Origin of the sequence: Jidongwangia harbinensis (genome assembly GCF_020216025.1) — a bacterium.
Lineage (GTDB): Bacteria > Actinomycetota > Actinomycetes > Mycobacteriales > Micromonosporaceae > Actinoplanes > Actinoplanes harbinensis.
In genome coordinates this window covers 12,927-39,918 of the sequence record NZ_JAIWNC010000008.1, presented here as the reverse complement: position 1 = coordinate 39,918, position 26,992 = coordinate 12,927, and the positions used below count along the sequence as shown (strand labels likewise).

The following is a 26,992-nucleotide window of genomic DNA, read 5'->3' as shown; positions in this document are numbered from 1 at the left end:
TTGGCAGGTCACCCGAAAGGACTTACGGTGACCTGGCGTGAGTGACCTCACGCTGTGTTCCTCCACTCGGATCGTCCGGCACGTTCCTGCCGGTGGAAAGGAAGTCGATACACCATGGCTACAGTCACGTACGAGAAGGCCTCCCGCGTCTATCCCGGTTCGGACCGCCCCGCGGTCAACGAGCTGGACCTCGAGATCGGTGACGGCGAGTTCCTCGTTCTGGTCGGCCCCTCCGGTTGTGGCAAGTCCACCAGCCTGCGCATGCTCGCCGGCCTCGAGGACGTCGACCGCGGTCGCATCCTGATCCAGGGCAAGGACGTCACCAACCTGCCGCCGAAGTCCCGTGACATCGCGATGGTGTTCCAGAACTACGCGCTGTACCCGCACATGTCGGTGTACGAGAACATGGCGTTCGCGCTGAAGCTCCGCAAGACCAGCAAGGCCGAGATCGACCGCCGGGTCAAGGAGGCCGCGCAGCTCCTGCAGCTCGACGAGTACCTGTCCCGCAAGCCGAAGGCGCTCTCCGGCGGTCAGCGCCAGCGTGTCGCCATGGGCCGCGCCATCGTCCGCGAGCCGCAGGTGTTCCTCATGGACGAGCCGCTGTCGAACCTCGACGCGAAGCTCCGGGTGCAGACCCGTTCGCAGATCGCCACGCTGCAGGCGAAGCTCGGCATCACCACCGTGTACGTGACGCACGACCAGGTCGAGGCCATGACGATGGGCCACCGCGTGGCGGTCATGCTGGACGGCGTGCTGCAGCAGTGCGACACCCCGCGCGAGCTGTACGACCGTCCGGGCAACGTCTTCGTCGCCGGCTTCATCGGCTCCCCGGCCATGAACATCAAGACGGTTCCGCTGACCGAGTCCGGCGCGGCGTTCGCCTCGCTGGCGGTGCCGCTGACCCGCGACCAGGTCTCGGCCGCGCAGAACGGCGGCGGCAAGGTCACCATCGGCTTCCGTCCCGAGGCCACCGACGTGGTGTCGCCGAACGAGGGCGGCCTGCCGATCGTGGTGGACCTGGTCGAGGACCTCGGCTCGGACGCCAACGTGTACGGCCACGCGGACCTGGACGGCGGCTCGGAGCGGTTCGTGGTCCGCACCGACCGGCGGCACATGCCGACCATGGGCGAGACGGTGTACATCAAGCCGCAGGCCAACCAGGTGCACGTCTTCAACGCCACCAGCGGCGCGCGGATCTGATCTGACGCAGCATCGAGGGCGGTCCCCGGGCACGGGGGCCGCCCTTGTGCGTGCCCGGCGACGTCAGCCGGTGAAGCGCTGCAGCAGGAAGTCCTCGTCGGCCACGCAGGCCAGCACGGACGTGTTCCAGGAGCAGGTCTGCGACCGTACGTCGCTGAGCGGGCCCAGCGGCTGCACGCCGTCGCCGAGGTGGCGTCCGCTCAGCGACGGATCGTCCGGTGACGTGTTCAGGCCCTTGGAGAAGAGCAGCACGTTGCCGGCGTCGAGCCGGGCCGCCACCCCGGCGTGGATCCACGCCACCCGGCCGTCCGGTTCGAGCAGGTGCACCGTGGGCGGGCTGGTGTCCTGAACGGCCAGCACCCAGTCGCCGACCGGCACCAGGGCGTCGGTCCGGGCGACGGCCCGCCGCCACGCGTCGCCGCCCTCGGCCGCGTTCACGCTCACCACCTCGGTGCTCTGCGCCTGGTAGTCGGCGGTCTCCACCCAGCAAACCCGCTCGTCGCCGCACGGTGTGAGGTTGCCGAGCTGATTGCTCCGCCGTAACGCGGTGTACAGAATCCTCGGCTCGGCGAGCGTCTCCAGGTCGTACGCGAGGATCCGGTGGGTCTCCACGGACTCCCGCACGATCAGCCGGCCGTTGTGCGCGACCACGTCGTCGTCCGGGTCGGCGACGCTCTGCCGGGACGGCACCACGATCTCCCCGGTGCGCCCGTTCAGGACCCGGGCGGACCGGTCCGCGCTGATCTGCACGATCCGCGGGTCGTCGTCCGGGTCCGGCGCCGCCGCCACACCCAGCACGCCGGCCGGCCCAGACACGTCGGCCGGGGTGCTGACCGCGACGACCGCGGTGGACGTACCCGATTCGGTCTTGGGGTCGGCCTGTTCCTTCCGCACCCGCCCTTGGCCGTTGATCTCCAGGAACAGCAGGCGGTGCTCGGCCCGGTCGACCAGCACCGCGACGTCCGCCACGAACAGCACGCTGTCGTCGCGGTCGATGGTGCGCGCCCAGAGCAGGTCGCCGTTCTGCGCGCCGAGGATCGCCATCCGTGCCTTGCCGGTGGCCGAATCGGCGTCGGTGAAGACCGCGAGGCCGCTCGGGAGCGCCACCATGCGTTCCCATCGCGGTGCCGTGCCGGCGCGGGTGCTGGCCCACAGCCGTCTGCCGGATGCCGCGTCGGCCGCCACGACGCCCAGTTCGCCGCTGTCCGAGACGCTGGCGAAGTAGGCGCGGTTGCCGAGTACGGCGGTGTCCGCGAAACCGGACGTCACCGGGACCGCCGGCGCCAGCCGCACCGGATCGGCCGCCGCCAGCGGCTGGAAGTCCAGCGCCCGGTACCCGGGCCAGAAGATCACGGCCAGCGTCGTGGCCACGCTCAGGACGATCACCACGGCCGCGGCGGTCAGCCAGAGGACCGGTTTCCGGTACGCCCGCACGCGCACTTGCGGACGGTCCGGCCCGTTCTGGTGAGCTTCCGCGGAGGCGAGCCATGATGCGGGGGCCGGGTGCGGGGGTGTCGGGTGGCTCGCGGGCGGGCCCGAGCCGGGAAAGTGCGGGGCGCCGCCACTCACCGGCGCGCCCGAGCCGGGGAAATGCGGAGCGCCGCCACCCGCGGCGATGGCGGCAGCCTCGGCGGTGGCCCACGGGTCGACCGGCTCGGCATACTCCCGCTCCGGCTCGGCCGACACCGCCGGGCCGGAAGCCGCCGGGCCGGAAGCCGCCGGGCCCGCTGGCCGGGTGCCGGGCGGCTCGCCCGCCGAGCTTGCCGGTGCGGACACGCCCGCCTGCTGGTGCGACGCGCTCGTCGACTGAGCCGACGGACCGGGCAGGTGAGCCGACGGACCGGGCAGGTGAGCCGACGGACCGGGCGGCTGGGCGGGCCCCTGCGGCTCGGTGTCCGGGACGCTGTCGCTCTCCGGACCGGCCAAGGTCCCCGGACCGGCCATAGTCTCTGGACCGGCCTCGGTCTCCGGACCGGCCAAGGTCTCCGGGGACCGCGGCCGGTCCGGCACGGTGTCCGCGGTCGGCGGCGGAGTCGCGGCGTCCGCCACGCCGGTATGGAAGCGCACCCCGGCGTCCGTCGCGGGATCGGACTCGATGGCGGTCGGGGTGATCGGCGACTCGACCCCCGGCGGGCCGTCCGCGACCGGGAGGGTGGCGCCCTCGGCGACCGGCAGCTCGGGCTGGTCCAGGACGGTCGGCGCGACGCCCAGCTTGCCGTGCAGCAGGCGGGCCACCATCGGGACCCGCGACGACCCGCCGACCAGGAACAACCCGGACAGCTCGCCCGGCGTGACGCCGGCCGCCGCCAGCACCGCACCGGTCTCGGTGACCCCGTGCCGGATCAGCGGGCCGACCGCGGTCTCGAACTCGTCGCGGGTGACGTGCACCGCCTGTTCCACCCCGGGCACCGGAACCGGCGCCAGCGGGGTGCGGGACAGCATCTCCTTCGCGCCGCGGACGTCCTCCCAGAACTGCCGCCGGGCCCGCCACTGGGCCAGCGTGACCGGGTCGGTCAGCGCCTGCCACGCCGTCGGCTCGGTGCCGGCCAGGGCGGTGCCGAGGTGGTCGACCAGCGCGGCGTCCAGGTCGAGGCCGCCCAGGTCACCGGCGCCGCCGGACGCCGCCACCTCGAAGTGCGGACGGCCGTCCGGGCCGGGGCCGGTGTTGCGGACCACGGCCACGTCGAGCGTGCCGCCGCCGAAGTCGAACACGGCCACCGCCGAGCCCACCGGCACCGGGCGGCGCAGCACGCCGGCGAAATAGCGCGCCGCCGCGACCGGTTCCGGCAGCGTCTGCGTCCCGGCGGGCCAGCCGGCCTTGCCGAGCGCCTCGGTGAGCACCGCGCGGCGTCCCGCGCCCCACGCCGCCGGGTAGGTGACCACGGCCGGCGGCAGGAACCCGGCGGTGGCCACCGCCTCGGACGCCACCGCGCCGAGCAGGGCGGCGAACAGGTCGCGTACCGGGACCGTCGCCGCGCCCAGCTGCAGCGTCTCGGCGTCGATGTGCCGCTTGGGGTGCGGTTCCATCCGGCCGGGCTCGGCCTGTCCGAGACGCAGCGCGTCCCGGCCCACGTGCAGCCGGCCGGTGGCGTCCAGGAACACCGCCGACGGCAGCAGCGGCAGGCCGTCGAACAGCAGTGGCCGGGTGCGCCCGTCCGGCCGCCGGAGCATCGCGACCGTGTGCGAGGTGCCCAGGTCGACGCCCAGCACGACGCCGTCCTGACCAGTGATCACTTCGCCTCCCCACACCCGGCCGTCATGGTACGGCCAGGGTGGGACAGGGCGAGCGGACCAGGCCGGATCAGCCGTACGTACGGCGCCGGGCCACCTCGGCGAGCGTGACCGCCGCCGCGACGCTGGCGTTCAGCGACTCGACGGTGGACGCCATCGGGATGCTGACCCGCAGGTCGCAGGTCTCGCCGACCAGCCGGGACAGTCCCCGGCCCTCGGAACCCACCACCACGAGCAGCGGGCCCACCGCCGCCTCGAGCTGGTAGAGGTCGGTCTCGCCGTCCGCGTCCAGGCCGATCGCGGTGAACCCGGCCTGCTGGCACGCCTTGATCGCGCGGGTCAGGTTGACCACCTGGGAGACCGGCACCCGGGCCGCCGCGCCCGCGCTGGTGCGCCAGGCGGTGGCGGTGATGCCGGCCGCGCGGCGTTCGGTCATGAAGACGCCGTGGCCGCCGAACGCCGCCACCGACCGGATCACCGCGCCCACGTTCCGCGGGTCGGTGACGCCGTCCAGCGCGACCAGCAGCGGTGCGGTCTGTTCCAGCGACGCGGCGATCAGGTCGTCGAGGTTCTCGTACGCGAACGGCGGCACCTGCAGGCCGACGCCCTGGTGCAGCACGCCGCCGGTCATCCGGTCCAGCTCGTTGCGGCTGATCTCGAGGATCGGAATGCCCCGGTCACCCGCGCCGCGGACGATCTCGGTGATCCGCTCGTCGACGTCGATGCCCTGCGCCACGTACAGCGCGGTGGCGGGCACCAGCGCACGCAGCGCCTCGACCACCGGGTTGCGGCCGAGCAGCAGCTCCGGCCCTTCCCGGGTGGGGTTCGACCGGCGCCCCGGAGCGATCCGCGGCCCGTTGCGGTGGGGCAGCTTGCCGCCGCGCTGCTGGGCCGGCCGGCCGGAGCCGCGGCCTCCGCCGCGACCCCAGGTGGTGTCCTTGGTGCCGGGGACGCCGACCTTGGGCGCCCGGCCCTCGGCCGCCGCGGCCCGGCGTTCCTTGTCCTGCTTCCGGGCGGTCTTGGCGGGCAGTTCCTCCGTTCCGGAGTACGCCTTGTGCCACGGCCGCTCGTCGGCGGGCAGCGTCTTGCCGCGCCCCTTGAGCGAGGCCCGGTTCTTGCCGCCGGATCCGGCGGTTGCGCCCTTCTTCGACGCGACGCGCCGGCTGCGATTCGACGAGTTTCCCGGCATCAGTGCTGCTCTCCTACCGTCCAGCGCGGACCGGTAGGAGTGTCCTCCACCTGAATACCCGCGTTCTTGAGCTGATCGCGGACCGCATCGGCGGCCGCCCAGTCCTTGCGTCCACGGGCCTGGGCCCGCTGTTCCAGCGCGAGGCTCACCAGCCCGTCGACAACCGGCTTCAGATCGCCGCCGCGGTCGCTGCCACCCCAGGCAGCATCCAGCGGGTCGAGTCCGAGCACACCGAGCATCGCGCGCACCGCGGTCAGCGCGCCGCGTACCCCGGTCTCGTCGTTCTCGGCCAGTGCGGTGTTGCCCTCGCGGATCGTGTCGTGCACGACGGCCAACGCCGCGGACGTGTTCAGGTCGTCGTTCATCGCGGCGGCGAAGGACGGGGGTACGTCCATCGGCCGGCCGGGACCGACCACCTCGGCCGCGCGGTGCACGAAACCCTCGATCCGCCGGTACGTCACGGCGGCCTCCCGCAGCGCGTCGTCGGAGTAGTCGATGCGCGAACGGTAGTGCGGGGTGCCGAGGTAGTACCGCAGCTCCACCGGCCGGATCCCCATCGCGGTCACCGAGTCCACGTCGATGACGTTGCCCAGCGACTTGCTCATCTTGGCCTCGCCGAGGTTGAGCAGCGCGTGGTGCACCCAGTACCGGGCGAACGGCAGATCGGCCGAGCGGGACTGGGCGATCTCGTTCTCGTGGTGCGGGAACGTGAGGTCCAGGCCGCCGCCGTGGATGTCGAACTCGTCGCCCAGGTAACGCCGGGCCATCGCCGAGCACTCGATGTGCCAGCCGGGACGGCCGCGCCCCCACGGGGAGGGCCAGGAGGCGTCGGCCGGCTCCTCGGACTTCAGGCCCTTCCACAGCGCGAAGTCGGCGGGCTGGCGCTTGCCGCGTTCCGGCGACTCCCCGGCGGACAACATGTCCTCGGGTTTCTGGCCGGAGAGCGCGCCATAGTCCGGATACGTCGCGACGTCGAAGTAGACATCACCGGTGTGCCCGGCCGACGGGTATGCGTGGCCGCGGTCGATCAGCTCGCCGATCAGCTCGTGCATCTCCGGGATGTGCCCGGTGGCCAGCGGCTCGTACGTCGGCGGCAGCACGTTGAGCGTGGCGTAGTCGCGGTCCAGCACGAGCTTGTTGGCGAACGCGATGGCCCAGTACGGCCGGTCCTGCTCCAACGACTTGACCAGGAGTTTGTCGTCGACGTCGGTGATGTTGCGGATGAACGTCACCTCGTGGCCGGTGTGCAGCAGCCATCGCCGCAGCACGTCGTAGTTGACCGCGGACCGTAGGTGACCGATGTGCGGCGGTGACTGCACGGTGAGACCACACAGGTAGACACCGACCTGACCGGGCGTCTTCGGGACGAAGTCCCGGACGGATCGGGTCGCGGTGTCATGCAGGCGGAGCGTCACCGGTCAAGGGTACCGACCCGGGGCGCGGGATTTCTCCCCGTGCCGGGTGACCGCCGGCCGGGCTCAGGGCCGGGTCATCCGCAGCACGTCCAGTGCCTCGTCCAGCTGCTCCTCGGTGAGCTTGCCGGTGCCGACGTGACCGCGTTTCAGCACCACGTCCCGAATGGACTTGTTCTCCTTGAGCGCCTGCTTCGCGATCGCGGCGGCCTCGTCGTACCCCAGGTGGCGGTTGAGCGGGGTGACGATCGACGGCGAACCCTCCGCGTAGGCCCGGGTGACCTCCAGATCGGCCTCCAGGCCGGCCACGCAGCGGTCGGCCAGCATGCGGGCCGCCGCGGCCAGCAACCGGACCGATTCCAGCAGGTTGCGGGCCATCACCGGGAGCATCACGTTGAGTTCGAAGTCGCCCTGGGTGCCGGCGAACGCGACCGCCGCGTCGTTGCCGATGACCTGGGCGCAGACCTGCCGGACCGACTCCGGCACCACCGGGTTCACCTTGCCCGGCATGATCGACGAGCCCGGCTGCAGGTCCGGCAGGCGCAGCTCGCGCAGGCCGGCCCGGGGCCCGGAGCCCATCCACCGGATGTCGTTCACGATCTTGTAGAGGCCGACCGCCACGACCCGCAGCTGACCGGACGCCTCCACCAGCGCGTCCCGGGCACCCTGCGCCTCGAAATGGTTCCGGGCCTCGGTCAGCGGCAGCCCGGTCACCTCGCGCAGCTGCCGGATGACGGCTCCGGCGAACCCGGGCGGGGTGTTCACGCCGGTGCCCACCGCGGTGCCGCCGAGCGGCAGTTCGGCCAGCCGGGGCAGCACGTCGCCGAGCCGCTCGATGCCGTAACGCACCTGCGCCGCGTACCCGGAGAATTCCTGACCGAGGGTGACCGGCGTGGCGTCCATCAGGTGGGTACGGCCGCTCTTCACCACCTCGGCCCACTCCCCGGCCTTGGCCTCCAGCGCCGTGGCGAGGTGGTCCAGGGCCGGCAGCAGGTTGTTGGTGACCGCTTCGGTGGCGGCCAGGTGGATCGACGAGGGGAACACGTCGTTGCTGGACTGGGACGCGTTGACGTGGTCGTTGGGGTGCACCGGCCGGCCCAGCTCGCGGGCGGCCAGGGTGGCGATCACCTCGTTGGTGTTCATGTTCGACGACGTACCCGAGCCGGTCTGGAACACGTCGATCGGGAACTGGTCGTCGTAGCCGCCGCCCGCGACGTGCGCCGCGGCCGTGGCGATGGCCTTCGCGAGGTCCTCGTCGAGCACCCCCAGCGACGCGTTCACCTGCGCGGCGGCGCCCTTGATCTGAGCCAGTGCGGTGATGTGCGCGGACTCCAGACCACGCCCGGAGATCGGGAAGTTCTCCACCGCCCGCTGGGTCTGCGCCCGCCACAGCGCGTCGGCGGGCACGCGGACCTCGCCCATGGTGTCGCGTTCGATGCGGTAGCCACTCTCGTCAGTCGTCACCGTTCCATGGTGCCCCGAGGTGCTCCCGCCTGCAGGTGATCGGGGCCTCGCCGCGGTCGGGTGGTTGGACGATCGGCGCTACGGAACGTATCGTCCCGAGAGTTTGGACCCGCCTCACGAAGTGGATCATCTGTCATGCGACGCGCCTTCCTGGCCCTGGCCCTCGGCGGCGCCCTGCTCACCGCGAGCGCCTGCAGCGACGACCCGGAGGCCACCGACGCGGCCCCGGCCTGGACCACCCCGTCGGCGGAGGCGACCAGCCCGGCCCCGGACTACTCGGCGAACACCAAGGTGGTCTGCGGCAAGGTCAACAAGATCTTCGCCCAGGACATCAAGGCGTTCGGCACCCAGATGGGCAAGATGATCGCCTACAAGGAGGCCAAGGAGGGCGCCGAGGCCGACAAGGCGGAGAAGGCGGCCGGCACCCAGCTCAAGAACATCGGTACGAAGGTGCGCAAGGAGACCGCCGCGGCCCAGGACCCGGACCTCAAGACGGCCGGCGCCTCGTCCGCCGCGAAGCTGACCAAGAGCGCCGCGGACCGCAAGTTCTTCGACAGCATCAAGACCCAGAAGGACCTGGACCGGACCATCGAGAACCGGATGGCCGAGTGGCTGACCCCGGTGGCCGGCTACTGCGCCTGACGCTCGGCGGCGGCGCTTCCGGGTAGCGGACTGAACACCAGCCGGATCGACTGAGCACCCCACCGCAGCCAATCGGATCCTCTCCCACCGCACCGCGTATAGCGGTTGTAGACAGGTGCAGGCCCGGCGCATCTCGATCGCGCCGGGCCGCAACCTCGACCACGGGCGAACCCAACCACTGCCCGCCGCGCTGTCCCTCATGAGTTGCCCCGAGCCCAACGTATGTACGTTCTGAACGTCTAGAACGTATTCCACGAATAGGCTCATCTTGAACGTCTTAGCGTGGGACGGGTGATCGACCCGCTTGCCCCGACTCCGCTGTATGTGCAGCTCGCCGACATGTTGACGGGAATGATCGAGCGCGGCGAACTCGAGGAGGGACATCCGCTGCCAAGCGAGTCGTACTTGCAACAGGAGTACGGCCTTGCACGCGGAACGGTGCGCTCGGCCATCCGCGTACTGCGGGAGCGCGGTCTCGTAACAACCGCGCCGCAGCGCGGCACCTACGTAAACCGCCGCACTCCGTAAGGGACCAGCGGCCCCGCCAGCCCACCATGACCCGGACGACCCGTGGGGTGGGGCTAACCGCAACCGGCGAGGTGACCACCGGGCCCAGACCCGCACCCAGATCCGAGCAACCGCTCACCCACCCGGAACCTGCCGCCCGGCAAGGGTGGGTGCCGCAGGCAACCCGACTAGGGCCGAGCCCCGATCTGAAAGACACTCGAAGGCCGAGTCACCTCGGCAAAGAAATCCTCACCCTTGTCATCCACCACGATAAAAGCGGGAAAATCGGAAACCTCGATCTTCCACACCGCCTCCATGCCAAGCTCCGGATACTCCAGCACCTCGACATGGCGAATGCAGTCCTGGGCAAGCCGAGCCGCCGGCCCCCCGATCGACCCGAGATAGAACCCGCCATAGGTCTGGCAGGCCCGGGTGACCTGGCTGGACCGGTTGCCCTTGGCGAGCATGACCAGAGAACCCCCCGCGGCCTGGAACTTCTCCACGTACGCGTCCATCCGCCCGGCCGTGGTGGGTCCGAACGAGCCGGACGCGTACCCCTCGGGGGTTTTCGCCGGTCCGGCGTAGTAGACGGCGTGGTCCCGCAGGTACTGCGGCATCGGTTCGCCCGCATCCAGCCGCTCGGCGATCTTGGCGTGGGCGATGTCGCGGGCCACCACCAGCGGACCGGTGAGCGACAGGCGGGTCTTCACCGGGTACTTCGACAGCTCGGTGCGGATCTCGTCCATCGGGCGGTTCAGGTCGATCTGCACGACCGGTTCCGCGCCGAGGTCGACGTCGGGCAGGAAGCGGGCCGGGTCGGTCTCCAGCCGTTCCAGCCACACGCCGGACGGGGTGATCTTGGCGAGCGCCTGGCGGTCGGCCGAGCAGGACACCGCGATCGCCACCGGGCAGGACGCGCCGTGCCGGGGTAGCCGGATGACCCGTACGTCGTGGCAGAAGTAGCGCCCGCCGAACTGGGCGCCGATGCCGAAGTCGCGGGTCAGTTCCAGCACCGCGGCCTCGAGTTCGACGTCGCGGAAGCCGTGGGCGCCCATCGTGCCGTGCCGGGGCAGGTTGTCCAGGTACTTCGCGCTGGCCAGCTTCGCGGTCTTCAGCGCGTACTCGGCGCTGGTGCCGCCGATGACGATCGCCAGATGGTACGGCGGGCAGGCGGACGTGCCGATCAGCCGCAGCTTCTCGTCCAGGAACTGCATCATCCGCGCCGGGTTCAGCAGCGCCTTGGTCTCCTGGTAGAGGTAGGACTTGTTGGCCGAGCCGCCGCCCTTGGCCATGAACAGGAACTTGTACGCGTCCGGCTGGCCGCCCGGGTCCTCGGCGTACAGCTCGATCTGCGCCGGCAGGTTGGTGCCGGTGTTCTTCTCGTCCCACATGGTCAGCGGCGCCAGCTGCGAATACCGCAGGTTCAGCCGGGTGTACGCCTGGTAGACGCCCTGCGCCACGGCCTGCTCGTCGAGCCCGTCGGTGAGCACGTGCCGGCCGCGCTTGCCCATCACGATCGCGGTGCCGGTGTCCTGGCACATCGGGAGCACGCCGCCGGCCGCGATGTTCGCGTTGCGCAGCAGGTCCAGGGCGACGAACCGGTCGTTCGGCGAGGCCCGCGGGTCGTCGATGATCGCGCGCAGCTGGGCCAGGTGGGCCGGGCGCAGGTAGTGCGCGATGTCGTGCATGGCTTCCGCGGTGAGCTGGGTCATCACCGAGGACTCGACGGTGAGGAACCGCCGGCCGCCGGGCCCGTCGACCACGTCGACACCCTCGTCGGTCACCAACCGGTAGTCGGTGAGGTCGTCACCGATGGGCAACAGCGGGGTGTACGAGAAGGCGGCGGCTCTGCTCATGAGCGGCAAGCCTAGGCCAGCCCCCGGCGGCGGTGCGAACCCGCTCCATACCGGTTCGGTCAACGGAACGGCAGGTACGCCATGTCCCGCCCGGCGACCACGATCATGCCGTCGGCGCCGACCGCGAAGACCTTGGCATCGGTACGTGCCTCGGTGAGTACCGCGCCGCCGCCGGGGGACAGCGCGGTGAGCCGGCTCGGTTTGACGGTCGCCACGATGGCCGCGTGCCGGGTGAGCGCCGCGGACGCGCCGGCGTTCACCGGCCGCCGCCAGGTGCGGCCGCCGCGCCGGAACGAGCGCCCGGTGAACGTGTCCTGGTCGGCGCTGCGCACCACCACGTACCCGTCGTTGACCGCCATCACGTCCTGGTTCTTCTCGCCGCGCCAGAGGATCCGGCCGTCGTGCGCGGCGACCACCTCTTCCCGGCCGTACGGGTCGACGCCGAGCACCACGTCGTCGCCGCCGGCCGGGTCGCGGTCCTGCTTGCACGCCGCACCGTCGTCGGCGGTGCGCAGGTTGAGGGCTTCCCGGCGCCACACCGGTGTGCCCGCGGGCGGGTCGGTCGCCGTCACTTCGTAGTAGCAGGTCCCGTCGCGGGCCTCGCCGGTCACCGTGAGTACCCGGCCGCCGGTGACCGAGACCCGCTGGTTGGGGCCGGGTGCGACGGTGTGCACGACCCGGCCGGCGGCGGTGTCGACGATCCGGATCCGGCCCTGGTCCGGCAGGCCGAGCAGTTCCGGCATCGGCGGCCGGCCGCCCGCCTGGTCGTGGACCCGCGCCGAGCCGAGCGACCGGGTGTCCGGGAGGTCGGGGTTGGCGGCGTCCAGCACGAAGCCGATGCCCCCGGTGCCGACGGTCCACAGCGGGTCCTTGCCGCGCGGGTCCCAGGCGGTCACCTCGCACTCGTCGCCCTTGGCGCAGCGCAGGTCGACGATCGCGTTGGCGTAGGTCCACACCGCGGTGGCCGCGGTGTCGGTGCGCCGGACCGCGCCGCTACGCGGGTCCAGCACCTGGTAGCCCTTGGTGAGGAGTTTGCCGGTGACCACGACCGCGTCTCCGCCGCTGCCGGCCACCGAGGCCCAGTCGGCGTCGGACTGCCACAGCTTCACCCCGGCGCCCACGCCGTACGACTCGACCCGGGTGCGGTATTCGACGATCACCGCGTCGCCGGCCAGCGCGACGCTGGCCGGGGAGCCGCCCAGGTTGATCTGCCACTGCGAGGCGCCCTCGGCGATCGGCCCGCTGGTGGTCACCCAGGACCAGACCTTGGGCCAGGGGTTGAACACGCCGGTGGTGGCCAGGAGGACGAGGGCCACCACGGCGAGGATCGCCGCGTAACCCTTCGGCGTTCCCCCTGCCCCGGCCACGCTGACACGCTAGGAGATCAACGGGCCGGATGGGGTAAGCCCGTTTAGTCCGTGTCGTTGGCCTTAAGGATGATTCGCCGCTGCGGAGACCAACGGCATGACCCGGTACGGGATGAGTTCCGCCAGCGCGATGATCGTCGAGGCCCGGACGATGCCCTCGTACCCGACGATCTGGTCGATGACCCGCTGCAGGTCGGCGTTGGAGCGGGCCACGATCCGGCAGTGCAGGTCACCGCTGCCGGTGATGGTGTGCGCCTCCAGCACCTCCGGGATGTCCGCCAGGTGCTCGGCGACCGCGGTGTGCCCGTACCGCTGACTGATCTCCAGGGTGACGAAGCTGGTCACGCCGAAGCCGATCGCGGCGGGCGCGACGTCCGGCCCGAAGCCGCGGATCGCGCCGCGCGCGATCAGCTTGTCCAGCCGGGCCTGCGCCGTGCCCCGGGCCACCGCCAGGCGCCGGGACAGCTCCAGTACCCCGATCCGGGGTTCCGCGTCGAGCAGCGCCAGCATCTTCGCGTCGAGCCCGTCGAGGTAGACATCTTGTGCAGCCATAGCGCTCCCTTGGTCTACGACTTGCGCAGACTGACCAGCCCAGAACGTCACTATTGCTCACCGCGGCGCGGAGGTCCAGCATCCTGACATGACGCAGATGATGGAACAGACGACCGGACGAGCCGACGTTTTCCCCGTCAAGGGCGTCGACTACCTGCAGTTCCTGGTGGGCAACGCGAAGCAGGCGGCCCACTACTACTCCACCGCGTTCGGGATGACCTGCGTGGCCTACCGCGGCCCCGAACACGGCTATCGCGACCACGCCGAGTACGTCCTGGTCAGCGGCTCCGCCCGGTTCCTGATCACCGGCGCGGTGCACGCCGGTGCCCCGGGCGCCGAGCACGTCACCAAGCACAGCGACGGCATCTACGACATCGCGCTGGCCGTCCCGGACGTCGACCGGGCGTACGCGCACGCACTCTCCGCCGGTGCGCGCGGCGTCAGCGAGCCGAAGGACGTGACCGATCAGCACGGCACGGTCCGGGTCGCCTCGATCGCCACCTACGGCGACACCATCCACACGCTGGTCGACCGCTCCCGGTACACCGGTCCCTTCCTGCCCGGCTTCACCGCCCGCGGCCCGATCGTGGACCGGCAGCCGGCCATCGCCGCCGGCCTGCAGCCGAAGCGCTTCTTCCAGGCCGTCGACCACGTGGTCGGCAACGTCGAGCTCGGCCGGATGGACGAGTGGGTGGAGTTCTACCGCCGGGTGATGGGCTTCACCAACATGGCCGAGTTCGTCGGCGACGACATCGCCACCGACTACTCCGCGCTGATGTCCAAGGTCGTGGCGGACGGCACCCGCAAGGTCAAGTTCCCGCTGAACGAGCCGGCCGTCTCGCAGCGCAAGTCGCAGATCGACGAGTACCTCGAGTTCTACGGCGGCCCGGGCGCCCAGCACATCGCGGTCGCCACGAACGACATCATCGCCAGCGTGGACGCCATGCGGGCGGCCGGCGTCGAGTTCCTCGACACGCCCGACTCGTACTACGACGACCCGTCGCTGCGGGCCCGGATCGGCGAGGTGCGCGCGCCGATCGAGGAGCTGAAGCGCCGGAAGATCCTGGTGGACCGGGACGAGGACGGGTACCTGCTGCAGATCTTCACGAAGCCGGTGCAGGACCGCCCGACCGTGTTCTTCGAGCTGATCGAGCGGCACGGGTCGCTCGGCTTCGGCAAGGGCAACTTCAAGGCGCTGTTCGAGGCCATCGAGCGGGAGCAGGAGCTGCGCGGGAACCTGTAACACTGTCCGCGTGACTCAACCATACGGGCCGTACCCGGCGGCGCCGCACCATCCCGCTCCGCCGGGGTACCGTCCGCCGCCGCCGGCGCTGAGCCCGGGCGGGCAGCCACTGGCCGATTTCGGCACGCGGCTGCTCGCCTACCTGATCGATTCCGCGATCCTGTTCGCCGTGGCGACGCTGTTCGCCACGCCGGTGATGTTCTATTTCCTGCTGCGCTGGGTCGACTTCTCCGGCGGCCCGGCCGACCCGGGGGCGTTCTTCGGCGAGATCGTCGGGCCGCTGCTGCTGGTCGAGCTGGGCCTGATAGCCGTCCTTCTGATCGCCTACTACGTCTACTACGTCGAGATGATGCACCGCTCCGGCCAGACCGTGGGCAAGAAACTGCTGGGCATCCGGGTGGTCGCGGCCGACCCGGCCCGGCGGCTGACCCGGACCATGGCGGCGAAGCGGTACCTCGTGGAGTTCGTGGCCGGGACGTTCGTGCCGCTGTTCGTCTACCTCGACGGGCTCTGGCAGCTGTGGGACTCCCCGCTGCAGCAGACCCTGCACGACAAGGCCGCCCAGACTGTCGTGATAAAGGTTTCCGCATGAGCTCGCTCCCCGCCGGTTGGTACAAGGACCCGGCCGATCCGGTCACCCAGCGCTACTGGGACGGCGAGGGGTGGCTCGGCAAGGCCATCCCGGCCGATGCGGTACCGCCGGACGGCCCGCCGCCGGCCGAGGAGGCCGCACCGTCGTCGCCGGCCCCGTCGCCGGTCCCGTCACCGCCCGCGACCACCCCGCCCCCGGTCTCGCCGGAGCCGCCGACGGTGGGGCAGCCGCCCCAGCCGGGCTGGACGCCGCCACCGGGCTGGACGCCGCCACCGGGCTGGGCTCCCCCGCCGGGCTGGACGCCGCCCCCGGGCTGGGCTCCCCCGCCGGGATGGATGCCGCCGCAGGGCTGGACCCCACCGCCCGGCGGACCGCCGCCACAGGGCTGGACCCCGGCCCCCGGGCAACCGCCACAGGGCTGGACCGCACCGCCCGGCGGGCCGCCGCCGCAGGGCTGGACCGCACCGCCGCAGGGCTGGACCCCGCCGCCCGGCGGGCCGCCGCCGCAGGGGTGGATGCCGCCCCAAGGCTGGGTGCCGCCGCCCGGTTGGGTGCCGCCGCCCGGCTACCCGGTGCCATACCCCGTGCAGGCCCGCCCGCACGGCTTCGCGCTCGCCGGCCTGGGCACCCGCCTGGTCGCCCGGCTCATCGACATCGCCGCCCTGCTCCTGCTCAACGTGCTGGTCAACGGCTACCTCGGCTACCAGTGGTGGCTGGAGGTGGAGCCGGTGTTCCGGGCCGCGCTGAACGACCCGTTCGGCTCCCAGCAGCAGCCGTCGCCGCGCGCCGACTACCTGATGCTCACCATGCTGTTCGTGACGACCGCGCTGTGGCTCGCGTACGAGGTACCGGCGCTCGGCACCAGCGGCCAGACCCTGGGCAAACGGATCATGCGGATCAAGGTGCTCGCGGTGGAGAACACCGAGCGGATCGGCAACGGCCGGGCGTTCCGCCGGTGGGCCCGCCTCGGCATGTGGACGCCGCTGTGGACGTGCTTCGGCCTGGGGCTGGTGATGCAGCTGGTGGACTCGCTGTCGCCGGCGTTCGACCCGCGGATGCGCCAGGCGCTGCACGACAAGTCCGCTCGTACCGTGGTGGTCGCACTACCGCGGGGCTATGCACCCACCGTGAAGGCCACCGGCGGTGGCGACGCCATGCAAGGAGAGAAATGAGCCGGCTGACCCGTTCCGACCTGGATGCCCTGCCCGGATACGTTCCGGGGCGCAACGTCGCCGACCTGGCCCGCGACCTGGGCATCCCGGAGGCGATCAAGCTGGCCAGCAACGAGGTCCCGTTCGGCCCGCTGCCCGGCGTGCCGGAGGCGATCGCCGAGGCGGTGACCACGTCGCACCGCTACCCGGACATGGGCGTGACGGTGCTGCGGGACAAGCTGGCCGCGCGGTACGGCGTGGACCCGGACCGCATCGTCACCGGCTGCGGCTCGGTGGCACTGGCCGAGCACCTGGCCAAGGCCACCTGCTTCCCGGGCGACGAGATCGTCTACGCGTGGCGCTCGTTCGAGGCGTACCCGATCATCGCGGCCGGGGTCGGCGCGACCAGCGTGCGCGTGCCCAACACCCCGGGACACGGGCATCACCTGTCCGCCATGGCGGCCGCGGTGACCGACCGGACCCGGCTGGTCCTGGTGTGCAACCCGAACAACCCGACCGGCACCAGCGTGACCCGGGCCGACCTGGACCGGTTCCTCGACGACGTGCCGTCCGACGTGCTGGTGGTGCTGGACGAGGCGTACCGCGAGTTCGTCACGGACGCCCAGGTTCCGGACGCCCTGGCGGCCTATGGCGACCGGCCCAACGTGGTGGTGCTGCGCACCCTGTCCAAGGCGTGGGGCCTGGCCGGGCTGCGGGTCGGTTTCCTGGTGGCGCAGCCCGAGGTGGCGACGGCCATCCGCAAGGTGGTGACGCCGTTCTCCACCAGCCTGGTGGCGCAGGCCGCGGCGATCGCCGCGCTGGACGCCGGCGCCGAGGTGGAACGCCGCTGCGCGATCGTGGTGGCGGAACGGAACCGGGTCACCGAGGCGCTGCGCAAGCTCCTCCCGGACGTGCCGGCCAGCCAGGCCAACTTCGTCTGGCTGCCGCTGGGCGACCGGGCCGCCGCGTTCGGCGCCGCCTGCGAGAGCCGCGGGGTGATCGTGCGGCCGTTCCCTGGCGACGGGGTACGCGTGACCATCGGCACGCCGGAGGAGAACGATGCGTTCCTGGCCGCCGCGGAGGCGGCGCTCGGGCAGATCTAGGGTACGGCGGCGAGCACCACGGTCTCGACCGTGAAGTAGTGGTCCGGGTCGCCGTCCGTGCTCATCCGCTCGACCGCCACGAAGCCGTCCGCGACCTGCCAGCCGCCCGGATTCCAGTCGGTCTTCTCGGTGCCGACGGCGGGGCGGAACGAGGCACGTTCCGCGCCGGTCGACGGGTCCAGGGTGACCAAATTCCGCGCCCCGGCCGGGCCGGTGAGCAGGTAGACCGCGTCCGGGCCGGCGCCCAGCACGGTGGCACCGGCGTCCGGACGGCGCCACAGTTCGGTGCCGGTCAGCGGGGAACGGGCCACCACCGCGTCCCCCGTGCTGATCGCGAAGGCGCTCGTCGCCGCGCCCTTCGCGGTGGTGCGCCGGACGGTCAGCACGGTGGTGTCCGCGGCGTCCAGCGGGCGGGCCCGGGCCGGGACCGCGGTGCCGGTCAGCCAGCCCGCGCCGGCGCCGTCCCGGACGCCCCGGCAGCCGGACCGGGCCACGTCGCAGCCGAGCGGGGTGAACGGGCCGCGCGGCCAGTCCAGCGCCACCACGCCCGAGCCGGCCTGGTACGCCCCCGCCCCGCAGATCACCTGCCCGCCGGCCGTGGTGAACGTGGGCCCGGCACAGTCGGTCGTCCAGCGCCGCGCGCCGGTGGCCACGTCGTACCCGGTCAGCCGCCCCGCCCCGGCCACCAGCAGCGTGGAACCGGCCAGGTGCAGCCCGTCCGGTGCCCAGACCGTCGCCGCGCCGGTGCGGTGGCCGGCGTACCCGCCCGCGGCCGGGCCGTCGGCGCGCCACCCGATCCGCCCGGTACGGCCGTCGATCGCCACCAGCCGCCCGTCCGACCACCGGGTCACCACCGTGGTCCCGGCCGCCACCATCCCGTGCACCTGCTGCGGCCACCGCCGGTACGACCACCGCGCGGTGTACGTGGTCTTCGCGTCCACCGGCCCGTCCGCGCGGACCTGGCGCTTGCCGGCGTACACCCGGATCCGTCCGTCCACGATCAGCGGGGCCTGCGCGGTCCGCCCGGTGACACCCGGCGGGCGCACCGGGACGGCCGGGTAGGCGCCGGTGGCCGGGGCGAGCACCTCGGCGGGCCCGAGCACCCGCCAACCGACGAGTCCGGCGGCCAGCGCACACAGGACCGCCACCATCGCGCCCACGATCCGAGTCCCCCGCACCCGCCGACCCTACCGAGCCGCCGTGGGGGCCGGCTCAGGCGACGGCGGCGAGGTCGTCGAGGTCGCGGCGGAGGGCACCCTCGACGGTGCGGGCGGCCAGGCCGCCGAAGACCAGTGCCAGGAACCGGCCGGCCGGCGCGGTCGGCGTGCCGTCCTGCACCACGGTGACCATCGTGCCGCCGCGGTGCCGGCCCTCGAGGACCGGCACGAACGTGTACGACATCCGGTAGTCCGCGCCGATGCCGGGAGACGCCACCACGAACCGCTCCGGGACCACGCACTCGCGTACCCGGAACTCCTCGGTGATCTCCTCGCCGTCGGCCATGGTGCGGGTCTCCCGCCAGACCGTGCCGGCGCCGAAGGGGCCGGTGGTCAGCAACTGCACCTCGGTGACCGTGGACAGCCAGTCACAGCGCCGGGGCAGGTCGGTGAAGACCCGCCACACCTCGGACACCGGCGCCTCGATCAACCGTGTCACCGCGACTGTCGACATTGCGTTACCCCCCGCGTACACCGTACGGGGAATCGGTCAGGCCGAACAGCGATTAGCCGACTACCGTCCCGACGACTTCACCGAGCGCAATGGGATCGCCGTCCCGTCCGGGCGCGGTGCCGGTGATGGTGACCGTGTCGCCGTCGGCGAGGAAGCCGCGGGTGGAACCGTCGTCCAGCTTCACCGGCTCGGTGCCGTTCCAGGTCAGCTCCAGGAACGACCCGGACTGCCCGCGGGCCGGGCCGGACACGGTGCCGGAGGCGTACAGGTCGCCGGTGCGCACGGACGCGCCGTTGACGGTCAGGTGGGCCAGCTGCTGGGCCGGCGTCCAGTACATCTGCGCGAACGGCGGCTCGCTCACCCGGGTCCCGTTCCAGTCCACGGCGAGCCGCAGGTCGAATCCGGAGCCGGCCGGCCGCAGGTAGTCCAGCGGAACCGGATCCTGGTGCGGCGCGGCGACCGTGGGCAGCGCGGCCAGCGGCACCACCCACGGCGACACCGAGGTGGCGAACGACTTGCCCAGAAACGGTCCGAGCGGCTGATATTCCCAGGCCTGGATGTCCCGGGCGGACCAGTCGTTGACCAGCACCACGCCGAAGACGTGGTCGGCGAAGTCGCCGGTGCCCAGCCGCGCGCCCGGCACGCCCACCACGAACCCGACCTCGGCCTCGATGTCGAGCCGTCGCGACGGTCCGAACTCGCCGGGCCCGAGTTGCCCGTGCGGCCGGGCGATCGGGGTGCCGGACACCACCACGGTGCCGGCCCGCCCGTGATAGCCGATCGGCAGGTGCCGCCAGTTCGGCCGCAGGCCCGGCTGGTCCGGCCGGAGGATGTGCCCGACGTTGGTGGCGTGGTGCTCGGAGGAGTAGAAGTCGGTGTAGTCGGCCACCTCGAACGGCAGGTGCAGGGTCACCTCGCGGAGCGGGACCCGGGTGACCTCGTCGCGCCGGACCGCCTCGGTGACCCGGTCGCGCAGCGCCGTCCACTGTGTCCGGCCGGCCGCCAGCAGCGGGTTCAGCGTCGGCTGCCGGACCAGGTCGTCGCCGAGCGGGGACAGATCGAGCACGTCGTCGCCGAGGCGTACCCCGATCCGGCGCACGCCGTCGCCGGAGCTGAACACCCCGTACGGCAGGTTCTCCACCCCGTACCCGCTCACTCGTATCCCCCGTTGATCAGGCCCAGCCGGACCAGCTCGGTCAGCGGTTCCCGCGGGTCGGGGGTGCCGAAGCCGACCCAGAGCCGGCGGGCGCCGTCGCGCTGGACGCGGGCCGGCTCGACCAGCGGCAGCGGATGCGTCGCGGCGAGCACCTCGGCGACCTCGGCCACCTCGCCGCCGTCCCCGGCCACGCCCGTGGCGACCAGCACGTTGAGGAATCCGTGGTGGGTGAAGCCGGTCTCCGGGTCGGTGTGCCGCAGCGCGTGCCGGGTCCCGCTGGCGAGCTTGAACGGCAGCTCCCGGTCGCGGCACGCGCAGATGACGGCGGCCAACTCGACCGGGGTCGGGAACAGCTCGGCGGCCAGCCCGCCGATCCGGAACTTCGGGGCGATCCGGGAGCCCCCGGTCCGCGCCTCGGCCACCACGTCCAGCGCGGCGAGCAGGCCCCAGCTCAGCGGGATCTCGGCGTACACGTCCAGGTCGGGTTGGTCCGCGGCGAGCCCGCGCAGATCGGCGAGGCCCGGCTGGGGGTCCTCGCCGCGGCGCGCCACCGCCGCCTCCACCTGGCGCACCACGGCGCCCGCGTCGCGCAGTTCGGCGGCCGCGGCGGGCAGCGCGGCGATCCCGGTGTCGCTGACCACGCCGACCGGCAGGCCCTCGGCCGGCACACCCGGGTCGGCGAGGGAGGCGGGGATGAGGAAGACGCCGAGCAGGTCGGCGAACCAGGCACTTCTCTTCTCCCGGTGCGCGGCCACGGCCTCGTCCGCGTCGAGCGTGCTGGGTGCCAGCACGGACGCGTCGTCGACGAGCCCGGCGAACAGCGGTGGCACCAGCGTTGACACGAATACTGAACCTAATGGACGCTTCGAGAGGTGGACAACCACGTCCGCTATGTCAGATTTTAGGTGGGAGGCAACGGTGCCGTACTACCGCAGCGTCGGCGAGGTGCCCCGCAAGCGGCACACCCAGTTCCGCCGGCCCGACGGCGGGCTCTACGCGGAGGAGTTGATGGGTCAGGAGGGCTTCTCGTCCGACTCGTCGCTGCTCTACCACCGCAATCCGCCGACCGCGATCGTCTCCGCCGAGGTGTTCGAGCCGCCCGCGTACCGCCAGGTGCCGAACCTGCCGCTGAAGCCGCGGCATCTGCGCACCCACAAACTGGACGCGGGCCCGGCGGACGCGGTGCTCGGCCGCCGGCCGCTGCTGGCCAACGCGGACGTGCGGATCGGGTACGTGGTGGCCGACCGGCCGTCCCCGCTGTACCGCGACGCGGTCGGCGACGAGTGCCTGTACGTCGAGTCGGGCTCCGCCACGATCGAGACGACGTTCGGTGCGCTGGAGGTGATCCAGGGCGACTACGTGATCATCCCGACGTCGGTGGTGCACCGGATCGTCCCGGACACCCAGGTCCGCATGCTCACCGTGGAGGCGACCGGGCACATCGGCCCGCCGAAGCGTTACCTGTCGGTGCGGGGCCAGTTCCTCGAGCACTCGCCGTACTGCGAGCGCGACGTGCGCGGCCCGAAAGGCCCGTTCACGGCCGAGGGTACGGACGTCGAGGTGCTGGTGAAGGCGCGCGGCGGATGGACTAAGCACGTGTACGCGAGGCACCCGTTCGACGTGGTCGGCTGGGACGGCTGCCAGTACCCGTGGGCATTCTCCATTCACGACTTCGAGCCGATCACCGGACGCGTGCACCAGCCGCCGCCGGTGCACCAGACGTTCCAGGGCCCGAACTTCGTGATCTGCTCGTTCGTCCCGCGCAAGGTCGACTATCACCCGCTGGCCATCCCGGTGCCGTACCACCACCACAACGTCGACTCGGACGAGATGATGTTCTACACCGGCGGCAACTACGAGGCCCGCCGCGGCTCCGGCATCGAACAGGGCTCCATCTCGCTGCACCCGTCGGGCTTCACCCACGGCCCCCAGCCCGGAGCCGTGGAACGCTCCCTGGGCGCCGACTTCTTCGACGAGCTGGCGGTGATGGTCGACACGTTCCGTCCCCTGGACCTGTGCGAACCGGCCCTCCAGGTGGAGGACACGGCCTACGCGTGGACCTGGAACCGCCACCCGGGCTGACCGCGGCGCCATCACGCTCGGTCAGTTAAACTGCTTTAGCAATTCTTTCTTATCGATGGCTTAAGCGCAGCCCACGGCTTGACACCGCCCAGGCGCGCGCCTACGTTCCGTAACGTTGTTTGGCGGGTCGGTGCAGTGTTCTGAGGAGCCACGTGTCGCGTCTGGCGGGTTCGTCGAAGCTGCTGCGCGCGATGAACGAGAGCGCCGCGCTCGCCCATCTGCTGGATCCGGGCATGCTCACCCGGGCCGATCTGCGCCGGCTCACCAAGCTGTCCACCCCGACCATCTCCGAGGTGCTGCGGCGGCTGACTGAGGCCGGCCTGATCTCGGTGGTCGGCCACAACAGCGGCCGGCCCGGCCCAAACGCGGAGATCTACGCGGTCGACCCGGACGCGGCCTGGATCGCGGCGATCTCGGTGCGCGACATCGGTACGAGCGGCGCGCCCTCCGTGGTGGCGGCGCTCCGCGACCTCACCGGCGCGGTACGCGCCCGCGCCGAGTCGCACGTGGACTTCCTGCACACCGACCCGGTGACCGCCCTCGCCGACGTGGTGGCCGGGATGCGGGCCGAGACCGAGGTGCCGCCCGACCGCATCCGGTACGTCCAGGTCGGGGTGGCCGGCTCGTACGACAGCCGCACCGCCACCATCCACCACGTCGAGGTGCCCGGCTTCGGCCGCGCCGGCCTGGTGCCGGAACTGGCCGGGCACCTGGGCACCCACGTCGGCGTGGACAACGACGTGAACCTGGCCGCGGTGGCCGAGCGACGGCACGGCGTGGCCCGCGACGCGGACGGCTTCGCGCTGCTCTGGCTGGGCGAGGACGGCCTGGGCCTGGCGATCGACATCGGCGGCACGCTGATGCGCGGCGCCCGCGGCGGCGCCGGCGAGATCGGTTACATGCCGCTGTACGCGCCGGACTCCGCCCACCGCAAGGTCGACCTGCAGGACCTGGTGGGCGGACCGGCGGTGCTGGACCTCGGGCACGACCACGGGATCGCCGGCGACACCCCGACCGACGTGGTGTCCCGGGCGGCCGCCGACCCGGACGCGGCCGTCGACTTCCTGGCCGTACTGGCCGACCGGGTGGCGGTGGGCCTGGCCGCCGTGGTGGCGGTGCTGGACCCGCCGCTCGTGGTGCTGGCCGGGCAGGTGGCCCAGGCCGGCGGCGAGGTGCTGCGCGCCGCGGTCGCCGCCGCCATGCGCCGGAACGCGCCCCTGGAGTGCGCCATCGCGGTGACCACGATCTCCGACGACGCGGTGCTGCTGGGCGCGCTGGACGCCGGTCTCACCGCGGTACGGGAGTCGTTGCTCAGCACGGTCCGCAACGGCTGAGGCCGGTCCTCAGCGGCGAGTGATCACCAGCAGCTCCGCGACGGCCGCCACGACCATCGCCGCCACCAGCGGTGCCAGGCCGCCGACCAGGGCGTACCCCACCACCAGAAGCGGCGCCGTGAAGGTGCCGTAGGCCGCCACCGCCACCCGCCGGTCCCGGGTCCGCAGCCGGGACAAGGCGGTGCCCACCGGTTCCAGCAGCCGCCGGGACAGCCAGACCAGCACCGCGACCAGGATCACCACGCCGATGCAGCCCGCCCAGACCCGGGACACGCCGGAGCTGACGGTGGACATGACCGCGGTCAGCAGGGCGGCGACCAGCACGCCGTTGGTGCCGTACAGGACCGCCTGCCGGATGCCGTCGGCGGAGTCGGCGGACGGGTCCAGCACCGGACCGGACGGCCGGGCGATCGGCGGCGGCCCCGGCGGCCCGGGTGCGCCGAGCGTCGGGTCGTACGCGTCGGGTGCCGGCTCCGGCCGGTCCGGGGCCGGGTACGCCCGCGGGAACGACTCGGCCGGCGGTGGTGGCGGCGGGGACGTGTCCAGGGTGGCCTGGTCGGCCAGCGCCTCCAGCGCGATCGCCCAGCGCCGCCGTTCCAGCCGGACCACGCCCACGTCGCGCTGGGCGTCGCCGATCGCCGGATCCAGGTCAAGCGCCTCGGCGTAGGCCCGCTGCGCGAGGTCGAACAGCCGCAGCCGGGCGGCCACCACGGCCAGCACCAGATGCGCCTCCGCCTCGGTGGGCGCGATCCGTACCCCGCTCCAGGCCGCGTTCAGCGCCTCCTGCCCGTTGCGTGCCTCGCTGAGCAGGGCCGCCCCGGTGCGCTGCGCGAACGCGTCGTCCGGCCAGCGGCGCAGCACCTCCGCGGCGACCTGGGCGGCGTCGCCGAACCGGCGGCTGTCGGTGAGCGCCATGGCGCGTACCACCAGGGTGCCGATCTGCTCGGGGGCGAGCGCGCCGGCCCGCTCCGCCGCGATCAGCGCCTCGGCCGGCTGATCCGCGATCAGGTGGATGCGGGCGAGCGTGGTCAGCAGCGCGGCGTCGCCGGGCGCGCCGGCCAGGCCGGCCGCGATCTCCGAAGCCGCCTCGTCGTACCGCCCCAGATCGGCGAAGAGCAGCGCGCGCTGGCGGTACTCCTCGGGGGTGGTCTCCGATTCGGATGGGGAGCTCGACACCACTCGAGCCTAGGGGAACTCACCGGTCCGCGCCGTGGGCGGGGTCAGCCGGCGCCGGGCACCACGAGCGCCACCGCCATCGCGGCCAGGCCCTCGCCCCGGCCGGTCAGGCCGAGCCCGTCGGTGGTGGTGCCGGAGACCGTGACCGGCGCCCCGACGGCCGCGGACAGCACCTTCTGCGCCTCGTCGCGGCGGGTGCCGATCTTCGGCCGGTTGCCGATCACCTGGATCGACACGTTGACGATCGACCAGTCCGCCCGGCGCAGCACCGCGGTCGCCTCGGTGAGCAGGGCGACGCCGGACGCGCCGGCCCACTCCGGCCGGTCGGTGCCGAAGTTGCTGCCGAGGTCGCCGAGCCCGGCCGCGTTGAAGAGCGCGTCGCAGGCCGCGTGCGCGGCGACGTCACCGTCGGAGTGCCCGGCCAGGCCGGGACCGTCCAGCCAGCGCAGCCCGGCCACCCAGCACTCCGCATCGGGGTCGAACGCGTGCACGTCGGTGCCGATGCCGACACGGGGGAAGACCACGGCGTCAGGGTACGCGGAGGAGCGCCTCGGCCAGCACCAGGTCGAGCGGCCGGGTGATCTTCATGGCCAGGTCCGAACCGGGCACGCAGGTCACCTCGACACCCGCCTTCTCGACCAGGCCGGCGTCGTCGGTCAGCGGGTCCGTCGCGCCGGCGTGCGCGGCGGCCAGCACGTCGCGGCGGAACCCCTGGGGGGTCTGCACGCTGCGCAGGACCGACCGGTCGACCGTGCCGTGCACGACGTCGCCCGGGCCGACCTGCTTGATCGTGTCGACCACCGGGAGCACCGGGATCACCGCCGGCCGGCCGGAGCGGACCGCCGCGGCGATCGACTCGATCAGAGCCGGCGGTGCCAGCGCCCGCGCCGCGTCGTGCACCAGCGCGATGGGGATGTCGTCCGGGACGGCGGCGAGTGCGAGGCCCACCGACTCCTGCCGCTCGGCGCCGCCGGACACCACGGTGACCGGGGCGACCGGAGCGAGGAGGGCGGCGACCGCGTCGACCTCGGCGGCCGGGGCGGCCACCACGATCATCCGGACCGACGGCGCCGCGGCCACCCGACGGATCGCGTGGACGAGCAGGGGTTCGCCGTCCAGCAACCGCAATGCCTTGGGGCCGCCGGGGCCGAGCCGCACGCCGGCACCTGCCGCCGGAACGAGGACCGCGACGTCACCGCGAGCATTGAGCTGCGCGGTCACGTCGCGGTCCTGTTAACGGTGCGAGGGATGGTGACGGATCAGGCCTCGGTAAGCACCTTGTCGAGAAGCACCTCAGCCTCGTCCTTGGTGCTCTTCTCCGCGAGGGCCACCTCGCCGACAAGAATGTCCCGGGCCTTGGCGAGCATGCGCTTCTCCCCCGCCGAAAGACCGCGCTCACGCTCACGACGCCAGAGGTCACGAACGACTTCGGCAACCTTGAGCGGGTTACCGGAGGCAAGCTTCTCGAGATTCGCCTTGTAACGCCGCGACCAGTTGGTCGGCTCCTCGGTGTGCGGAGCGCGGAGGACGTCGAAGACCTCGCCCAGGCCTTCTTCGCCGACCACTTCGCGCACGCCGACGAACTCGGCATTCTCAGCGGGCACCCGGACCGTCAGGTCGCCCTGGGCAACTCGCAGAACGAGGTACTGCTTTTCCTCGCCCTTGATGACCCTAGTCTCGATTGCCTCGATGAGTGCGGCCCCGTGGTGGGGGTAAACAACGGTCTCGCCGACACTGAAAACCATAGGTTCGAAACCCCTTTCGCTGTGTCTAGAGTAACACGCTCAGCCAGCGATGTCTCATCGTGCCGGTGACTGTTAGTGCAGCTCAGGGGGTCTGTGAGAGGTCTTTCTACCGCTTGACATGCGGGCGGCGAGATGCCTCCATCACAGAAAGTGACGGAGTCGTGACGGCCACCGCGAGCGAGTCGGAAATTCCGGACCTGGCGTCTTTGCGAGGTCAAGCTTATCTCCCGGGTCCAGAACCTCCCACTACTAGCGATCCGGCCCGGGGTGCGGGACGCTAGAGCCGGGTCCCCGCTCGGCGCATTCTGGTCGGCCCGGG

The 26,992-nt window shown here is 72.3% G+C and carries 24 protein-coding genes; 9 read left to right on the top strand and 15 right to left on the bottom strand.

Features of this window, described 5'->3' with window-relative positions; all coding sequences use genetic code 11:
* Window positions 1-114 precede the first annotated feature (114 nt).
* Window positions 115-1,200 carry an ABC transporter ATP-binding protein gene (locus LDL48_RS12145; protein WP_225255176.1) on the top strand — a complete coding sequence of 362 codons (1,086 nt, stop codon included), beginning with the start codon at window positions 115-117 and terminating at the stop codon, window positions 1,198-1,200.
* A 63-nt stretch (window positions 1,201-1,263) separates the two neighbouring features.
* On the opposite strand, the gene LDL48_RS12140 is transcribed toward LDL48_RS12145, so the two are convergent.
* The 4 genes from LDL48_RS12140 to LDL48_RS12125 form a co-directional block, all read right to left on the bottom strand.
* Window positions 1,264-4,434: an Hsp70 family protein gene (locus LDL48_RS12140; protein WP_225255175.1), complete on the bottom strand. Its 3,171-nt coding sequence runs from the start codon at window positions 4,432-4,434 to the stop codon at window positions 1,264-1,266.
* Between the two features lie 67 nt (window positions 4,435-4,501).
* Window positions 4,502-5,620 carry a 23S rRNA (guanosine(2251)-2'-O)-methyltransferase RlmB gene (rlmB, locus tag LDL48_RS12135; protein ID WP_225255174.1) on the bottom strand — a complete coding sequence of 373 codons (1,119 nt, stop codon included), beginning with the start codon at window positions 5,618-5,620 and terminating at the stop codon, window positions 4,502-4,504.
* Window positions 5,620-7,035, bottom strand: coding sequence for a cysteine--tRNA ligase (cysS, locus tag LDL48_RS12130; protein WP_225255173.1), 1,416 nt, complete (start codon window positions 7,033-7,035; stop codon window positions 5,620-5,622). The genes rlmB and cysS overlap by 1 nt, the downstream gene beginning before the upstream one ends.
* Before the next feature lie 63 nt (window positions 7,036-7,098).
* Complete coding sequence (locus LDL48_RS12125) at window positions 7,099-8,496, bottom strand: class II fumarate hydratase (protein WP_225255172.1); 1,398 nt, start codon at window positions 8,494-8,496, stop codon at window positions 7,099-7,101.
* A 135-nt stretch (window positions 8,497-8,631) separates the two neighbouring features.
* On the opposite strand from LDL48_RS12125, the gene LDL48_RS12120 reads away from it, so the two are divergent.
* Both LDL48_RS12120 and LDL48_RS12115 read left to right on the top strand, forming a co-directional pair.
* A complete protein-coding gene (locus tag LDL48_RS12120) occupies window positions 8,632-9,138 on the top strand; it encodes a hypothetical protein (protein WP_225255171.1) in 507 nt (168 codons plus the stop codon).
* A gap of 291 nt (window positions 9,139-9,429) precedes the next feature.
* Window positions 9,430-9,666, top strand: a complete 237-nt coding sequence (locus LDL48_RS12115; protein ID WP_225255170.1) for a GntR family transcriptional regulator — start codon at window positions 9,430-9,432, stop codon at window positions 9,664-9,666.
* Window positions 9,667-9,833: 167 nt separating this feature from the next.
* Here LDL48_RS12115 and LDL48_RS12110 read toward each other — a convergent pair whose 3' ends face one another.
* The 3 genes from LDL48_RS12110 to LDL48_RS12100 all read right to left on the bottom strand — a co-directional run bounded on the left by LDL48_RS12110 (window position 9,834) and on the right by LDL48_RS12100 (window position 13,420).
* The gene (locus tag LDL48_RS12110; RefSeq protein ID WP_225255169.1) at window positions 9,834-11,501 is read right to left on the bottom strand and encodes a fumarate hydratase; all 1,668 of its coding nucleotides are present in this window, start codon (window positions 11,499-11,501) and stop codon (window positions 9,834-9,836) included.
* Between the two features lie 59 nt (window positions 11,502-11,560).
* Window positions 11,561-12,868: a PQQ-binding-like beta-propeller repeat protein gene (locus tag LDL48_RS12105; protein ID WP_225255168.1), complete on the bottom strand. Its 1,308-nt coding sequence runs from the start codon at window positions 12,866-12,868 to the stop codon at window positions 11,561-11,563.
* A gap of 63 nt (window positions 12,869-12,931) precedes the next feature.
* A complete protein-coding gene (locus LDL48_RS12100) occupies window positions 12,932-13,420 on the bottom strand; it encodes an Lrp/AsnC family transcriptional regulator (protein WP_225255167.1) in 489 nt (162 codons plus the stop codon).
* 88 nt (window positions 13,421-13,508) lie between these two features.
* On the opposite strand from LDL48_RS12100, the gene hppD reads away from it, so the two are divergent.
* From hppD to hisC, 4 genes are read left to right on the top strand one after another with little or no spacing between them, the layout of a single operon-like run.
* Window positions 13,509-14,663, top strand: a complete 1,155-nt coding sequence (hppD, locus tag LDL48_RS12095) for a 4-hydroxyphenylpyruvate dioxygenase (RefSeq protein WP_225255166.1) — start codon at window positions 13,509-13,511, stop codon at window positions 14,661-14,663.
* Between the two features lie 10 nt (window positions 14,664-14,673).
* Window positions 14,674-15,255: an RDD family protein gene (locus tag LDL48_RS12090; protein WP_225255165.1), complete on the top strand. Its 582-nt coding sequence runs from the start codon at window positions 14,674-14,676 to the stop codon at window positions 15,253-15,255.
* Window positions 15,252-16,427: an RDD family protein gene (locus LDL48_RS12085; RefSeq protein WP_225255164.1), complete on the top strand. Its 1,176-nt coding sequence runs from the start codon at window positions 15,252-15,254 to the stop codon at window positions 16,425-16,427. The genes LDL48_RS12090 and LDL48_RS12085 overlap by 4 nt, the downstream gene beginning before the upstream one ends.
* The gene (gene hisC / locus LDL48_RS12080) at window positions 16,424-17,509 is read left to right on the top strand and encodes a histidinol-phosphate transaminase (RefSeq protein WP_225255163.1); all 1,086 of its coding nucleotides are present in this window, start codon (window positions 16,424-16,426) and stop codon (window positions 17,507-17,509) included. The genes LDL48_RS12085 and hisC overlap by 4 nt, the downstream gene beginning before the upstream one ends.
* Here hisC and LDL48_RS12075 read toward each other — a convergent pair.
* Genes LDL48_RS12075 through LDL48_RS12060 form a run of 4 tightly spaced genes read right to left on the bottom strand, consistent with a single transcriptional unit; the run spans window position 17,506 to window position 21,178 of the window.
* Window positions 17,506-18,687, bottom strand: a complete 1,182-nt coding sequence (locus LDL48_RS12075; RefSeq protein ID WP_225255162.1) for an outer membrane protein assembly factor BamB family protein — start codon at window positions 18,685-18,687, stop codon at window positions 17,506-17,508. The two genes, hisC and LDL48_RS12075, sit on opposite strands and share 4 nt — an antisense overlap.
* A gap of 34 nt (window positions 18,688-18,721) precedes the next feature.
* Window positions 18,722-19,180 (bottom strand): SRPBCC family protein, encoded by a 459-nt coding sequence (locus tag LDL48_RS12070; protein WP_225255161.1) that lies wholly within the window; start codon window positions 19,178-19,180, stop codon window positions 18,722-18,724.
* 52 nt (window positions 19,181-19,232) lie between these two features.
* Window positions 19,233-20,336: a fumarylacetoacetase gene (gene fahA / locus LDL48_RS12065; protein ID WP_225255160.1), complete on the bottom strand. Its 1,104-nt coding sequence runs from the start codon at window positions 20,334-20,336 to the stop codon at window positions 19,233-19,235.
* On the bottom strand, window positions 20,333-21,178 hold the full coding sequence (locus LDL48_RS12060) for a hypothetical protein (protein WP_225255159.1): 846 nt from the start codon (window positions 21,176-21,178) through the stop codon (window positions 20,333-20,335). Before LDL48_RS12060 ends, fahA begins: the two co-directional genes overlap by 4 nt.
* 76 nt (window positions 21,179-21,254) lie before the next feature.
* Between LDL48_RS12060 and LDL48_RS12055 the strand changes: the two genes are divergently transcribed.
* A complete protein-coding gene (locus LDL48_RS12055; protein ID WP_225255158.1) occupies window positions 21,255-22,418 on the top strand; it encodes a homogentisate 1,2-dioxygenase in 1,164 nt (387 codons plus the stop codon).
* 152 nt (window positions 22,419-22,570) lie between these two features.
* Window positions 22,571-23,752 (top strand): ROK family transcriptional regulator, encoded by a 1,182-nt coding sequence (locus LDL48_RS12050; protein WP_225255157.1) that lies wholly within the window; start codon window positions 22,571-22,573, stop codon window positions 23,750-23,752.
* 9 nt (window positions 23,753-23,761) lie between these two features.
* Here LDL48_RS12050 and LDL48_RS12045 read toward each other — a convergent pair whose 3' ends face one another.
* Genes LDL48_RS12045 through LDL48_RS12030 form a run of 4 tightly spaced genes read right to left on the bottom strand, consistent with a single transcriptional unit; the run spans window position 23,762 to window position 26,673 of the window.
* Window positions 23,762-24,928 (bottom strand): tetratricopeptide repeat protein, encoded by a 1,167-nt coding sequence (locus tag LDL48_RS12045; protein ID WP_225255156.1) that lies wholly within the window; start codon window positions 24,926-24,928, stop codon window positions 23,762-23,764.
* Between the two features lie 44 nt (window positions 24,929-24,972).
* Window positions 24,973-25,452, bottom strand: coding sequence for a 2-C-methyl-D-erythritol 2,4-cyclodiphosphate synthase (gene ispF / locus LDL48_RS12040; RefSeq protein ID WP_225255155.1), 480 nt, complete (start codon window positions 25,450-25,452; stop codon window positions 24,973-24,975).
* A 4-nt stretch (window positions 25,453-25,456) separates the two neighbouring features.
* Window positions 25,457-26,149, bottom strand: a complete 693-nt coding sequence (gene ispD / locus LDL48_RS12035; protein ID WP_225255154.1) for a 2-C-methyl-D-erythritol 4-phosphate cytidylyltransferase — start codon at window positions 26,147-26,149, stop codon at window positions 25,457-25,459.
* A 38-nt stretch (window positions 26,150-26,187) separates the two neighbouring features.
* Window positions 26,188-26,673 carry a CarD family transcriptional regulator gene (locus LDL48_RS12030; protein ID WP_225255153.1) on the bottom strand — a complete coding sequence of 162 codons (486 nt, stop codon included), beginning with the start codon at window positions 26,671-26,673 and terminating at the stop codon, window positions 26,188-26,190.
* Window positions 26,674-26,992: the final 319 nt, after the last annotated feature.

Coding starts and splice junctions, on each gene's coding strand:
- LDL48_RS12120 (WP_225255171.1), top strand. CDS start 8,632: ATGCGACGCGCCTTCCTGGCCCTGGCCCTCGGCGGCGCCCTGCTCACC.
- hisC (WP_225255163.1), top strand. CDS start 16,424: ATGAGCCGGCTGACCCGTTCCGACCTGGATGCCCTGCCCGGATACGTT.
- LDL48_RS12100 (WP_225255167.1), bottom strand. CDS start 13,420: ATGGCTGCACAAGATGTCTACCTCGACGGGCTCGACGCGAAGATGCTG.
- LDL48_RS12085 (WP_225255164.1), top strand. CDS start 15,252: ATGAGCTCGCTCCCCGCCGGTTGGTACAAGGACCCGGCCGATCCGGTC.
- rlmB (WP_225255174.1), bottom strand. CDS start 5,620: ATGCCGGGAAACTCGTCGAATCGCAGCCGGCGCGTCGCGTCGAAGAAG.
- LDL48_RS12070 (WP_225255161.1), bottom strand. CDS start 19,180: ATGTCGACAGTCGCGGTGACACGGTTGATCGAGGCGCCGGTGTCCGAG.
- LDL48_RS12145 (WP_225255176.1), top strand. CDS start 115: ATGGCTACAGTCACGTACGAGAAGGCCTCCCGCGTCTATCCCGGTTCG.
- hppD (WP_225255166.1), top strand. CDS start 13,509: ATGACGCAGATGATGGAACAGACGACCGGACGAGCCGACGTTTTCCCC.
- LDL48_RS12030 (WP_225255153.1), bottom strand. CDS start 26,673: ATGGTTTTCAGTGTCGGCGAGACCGTTGTTTACCCCCACCACGGGGCC.
- LDL48_RS12110 (WP_225255169.1), bottom strand. CDS start 11,501: ATGAGCAGAGCCGCCGCCTTCTCGTACACCCCGCTGTTGCCCATCGGT.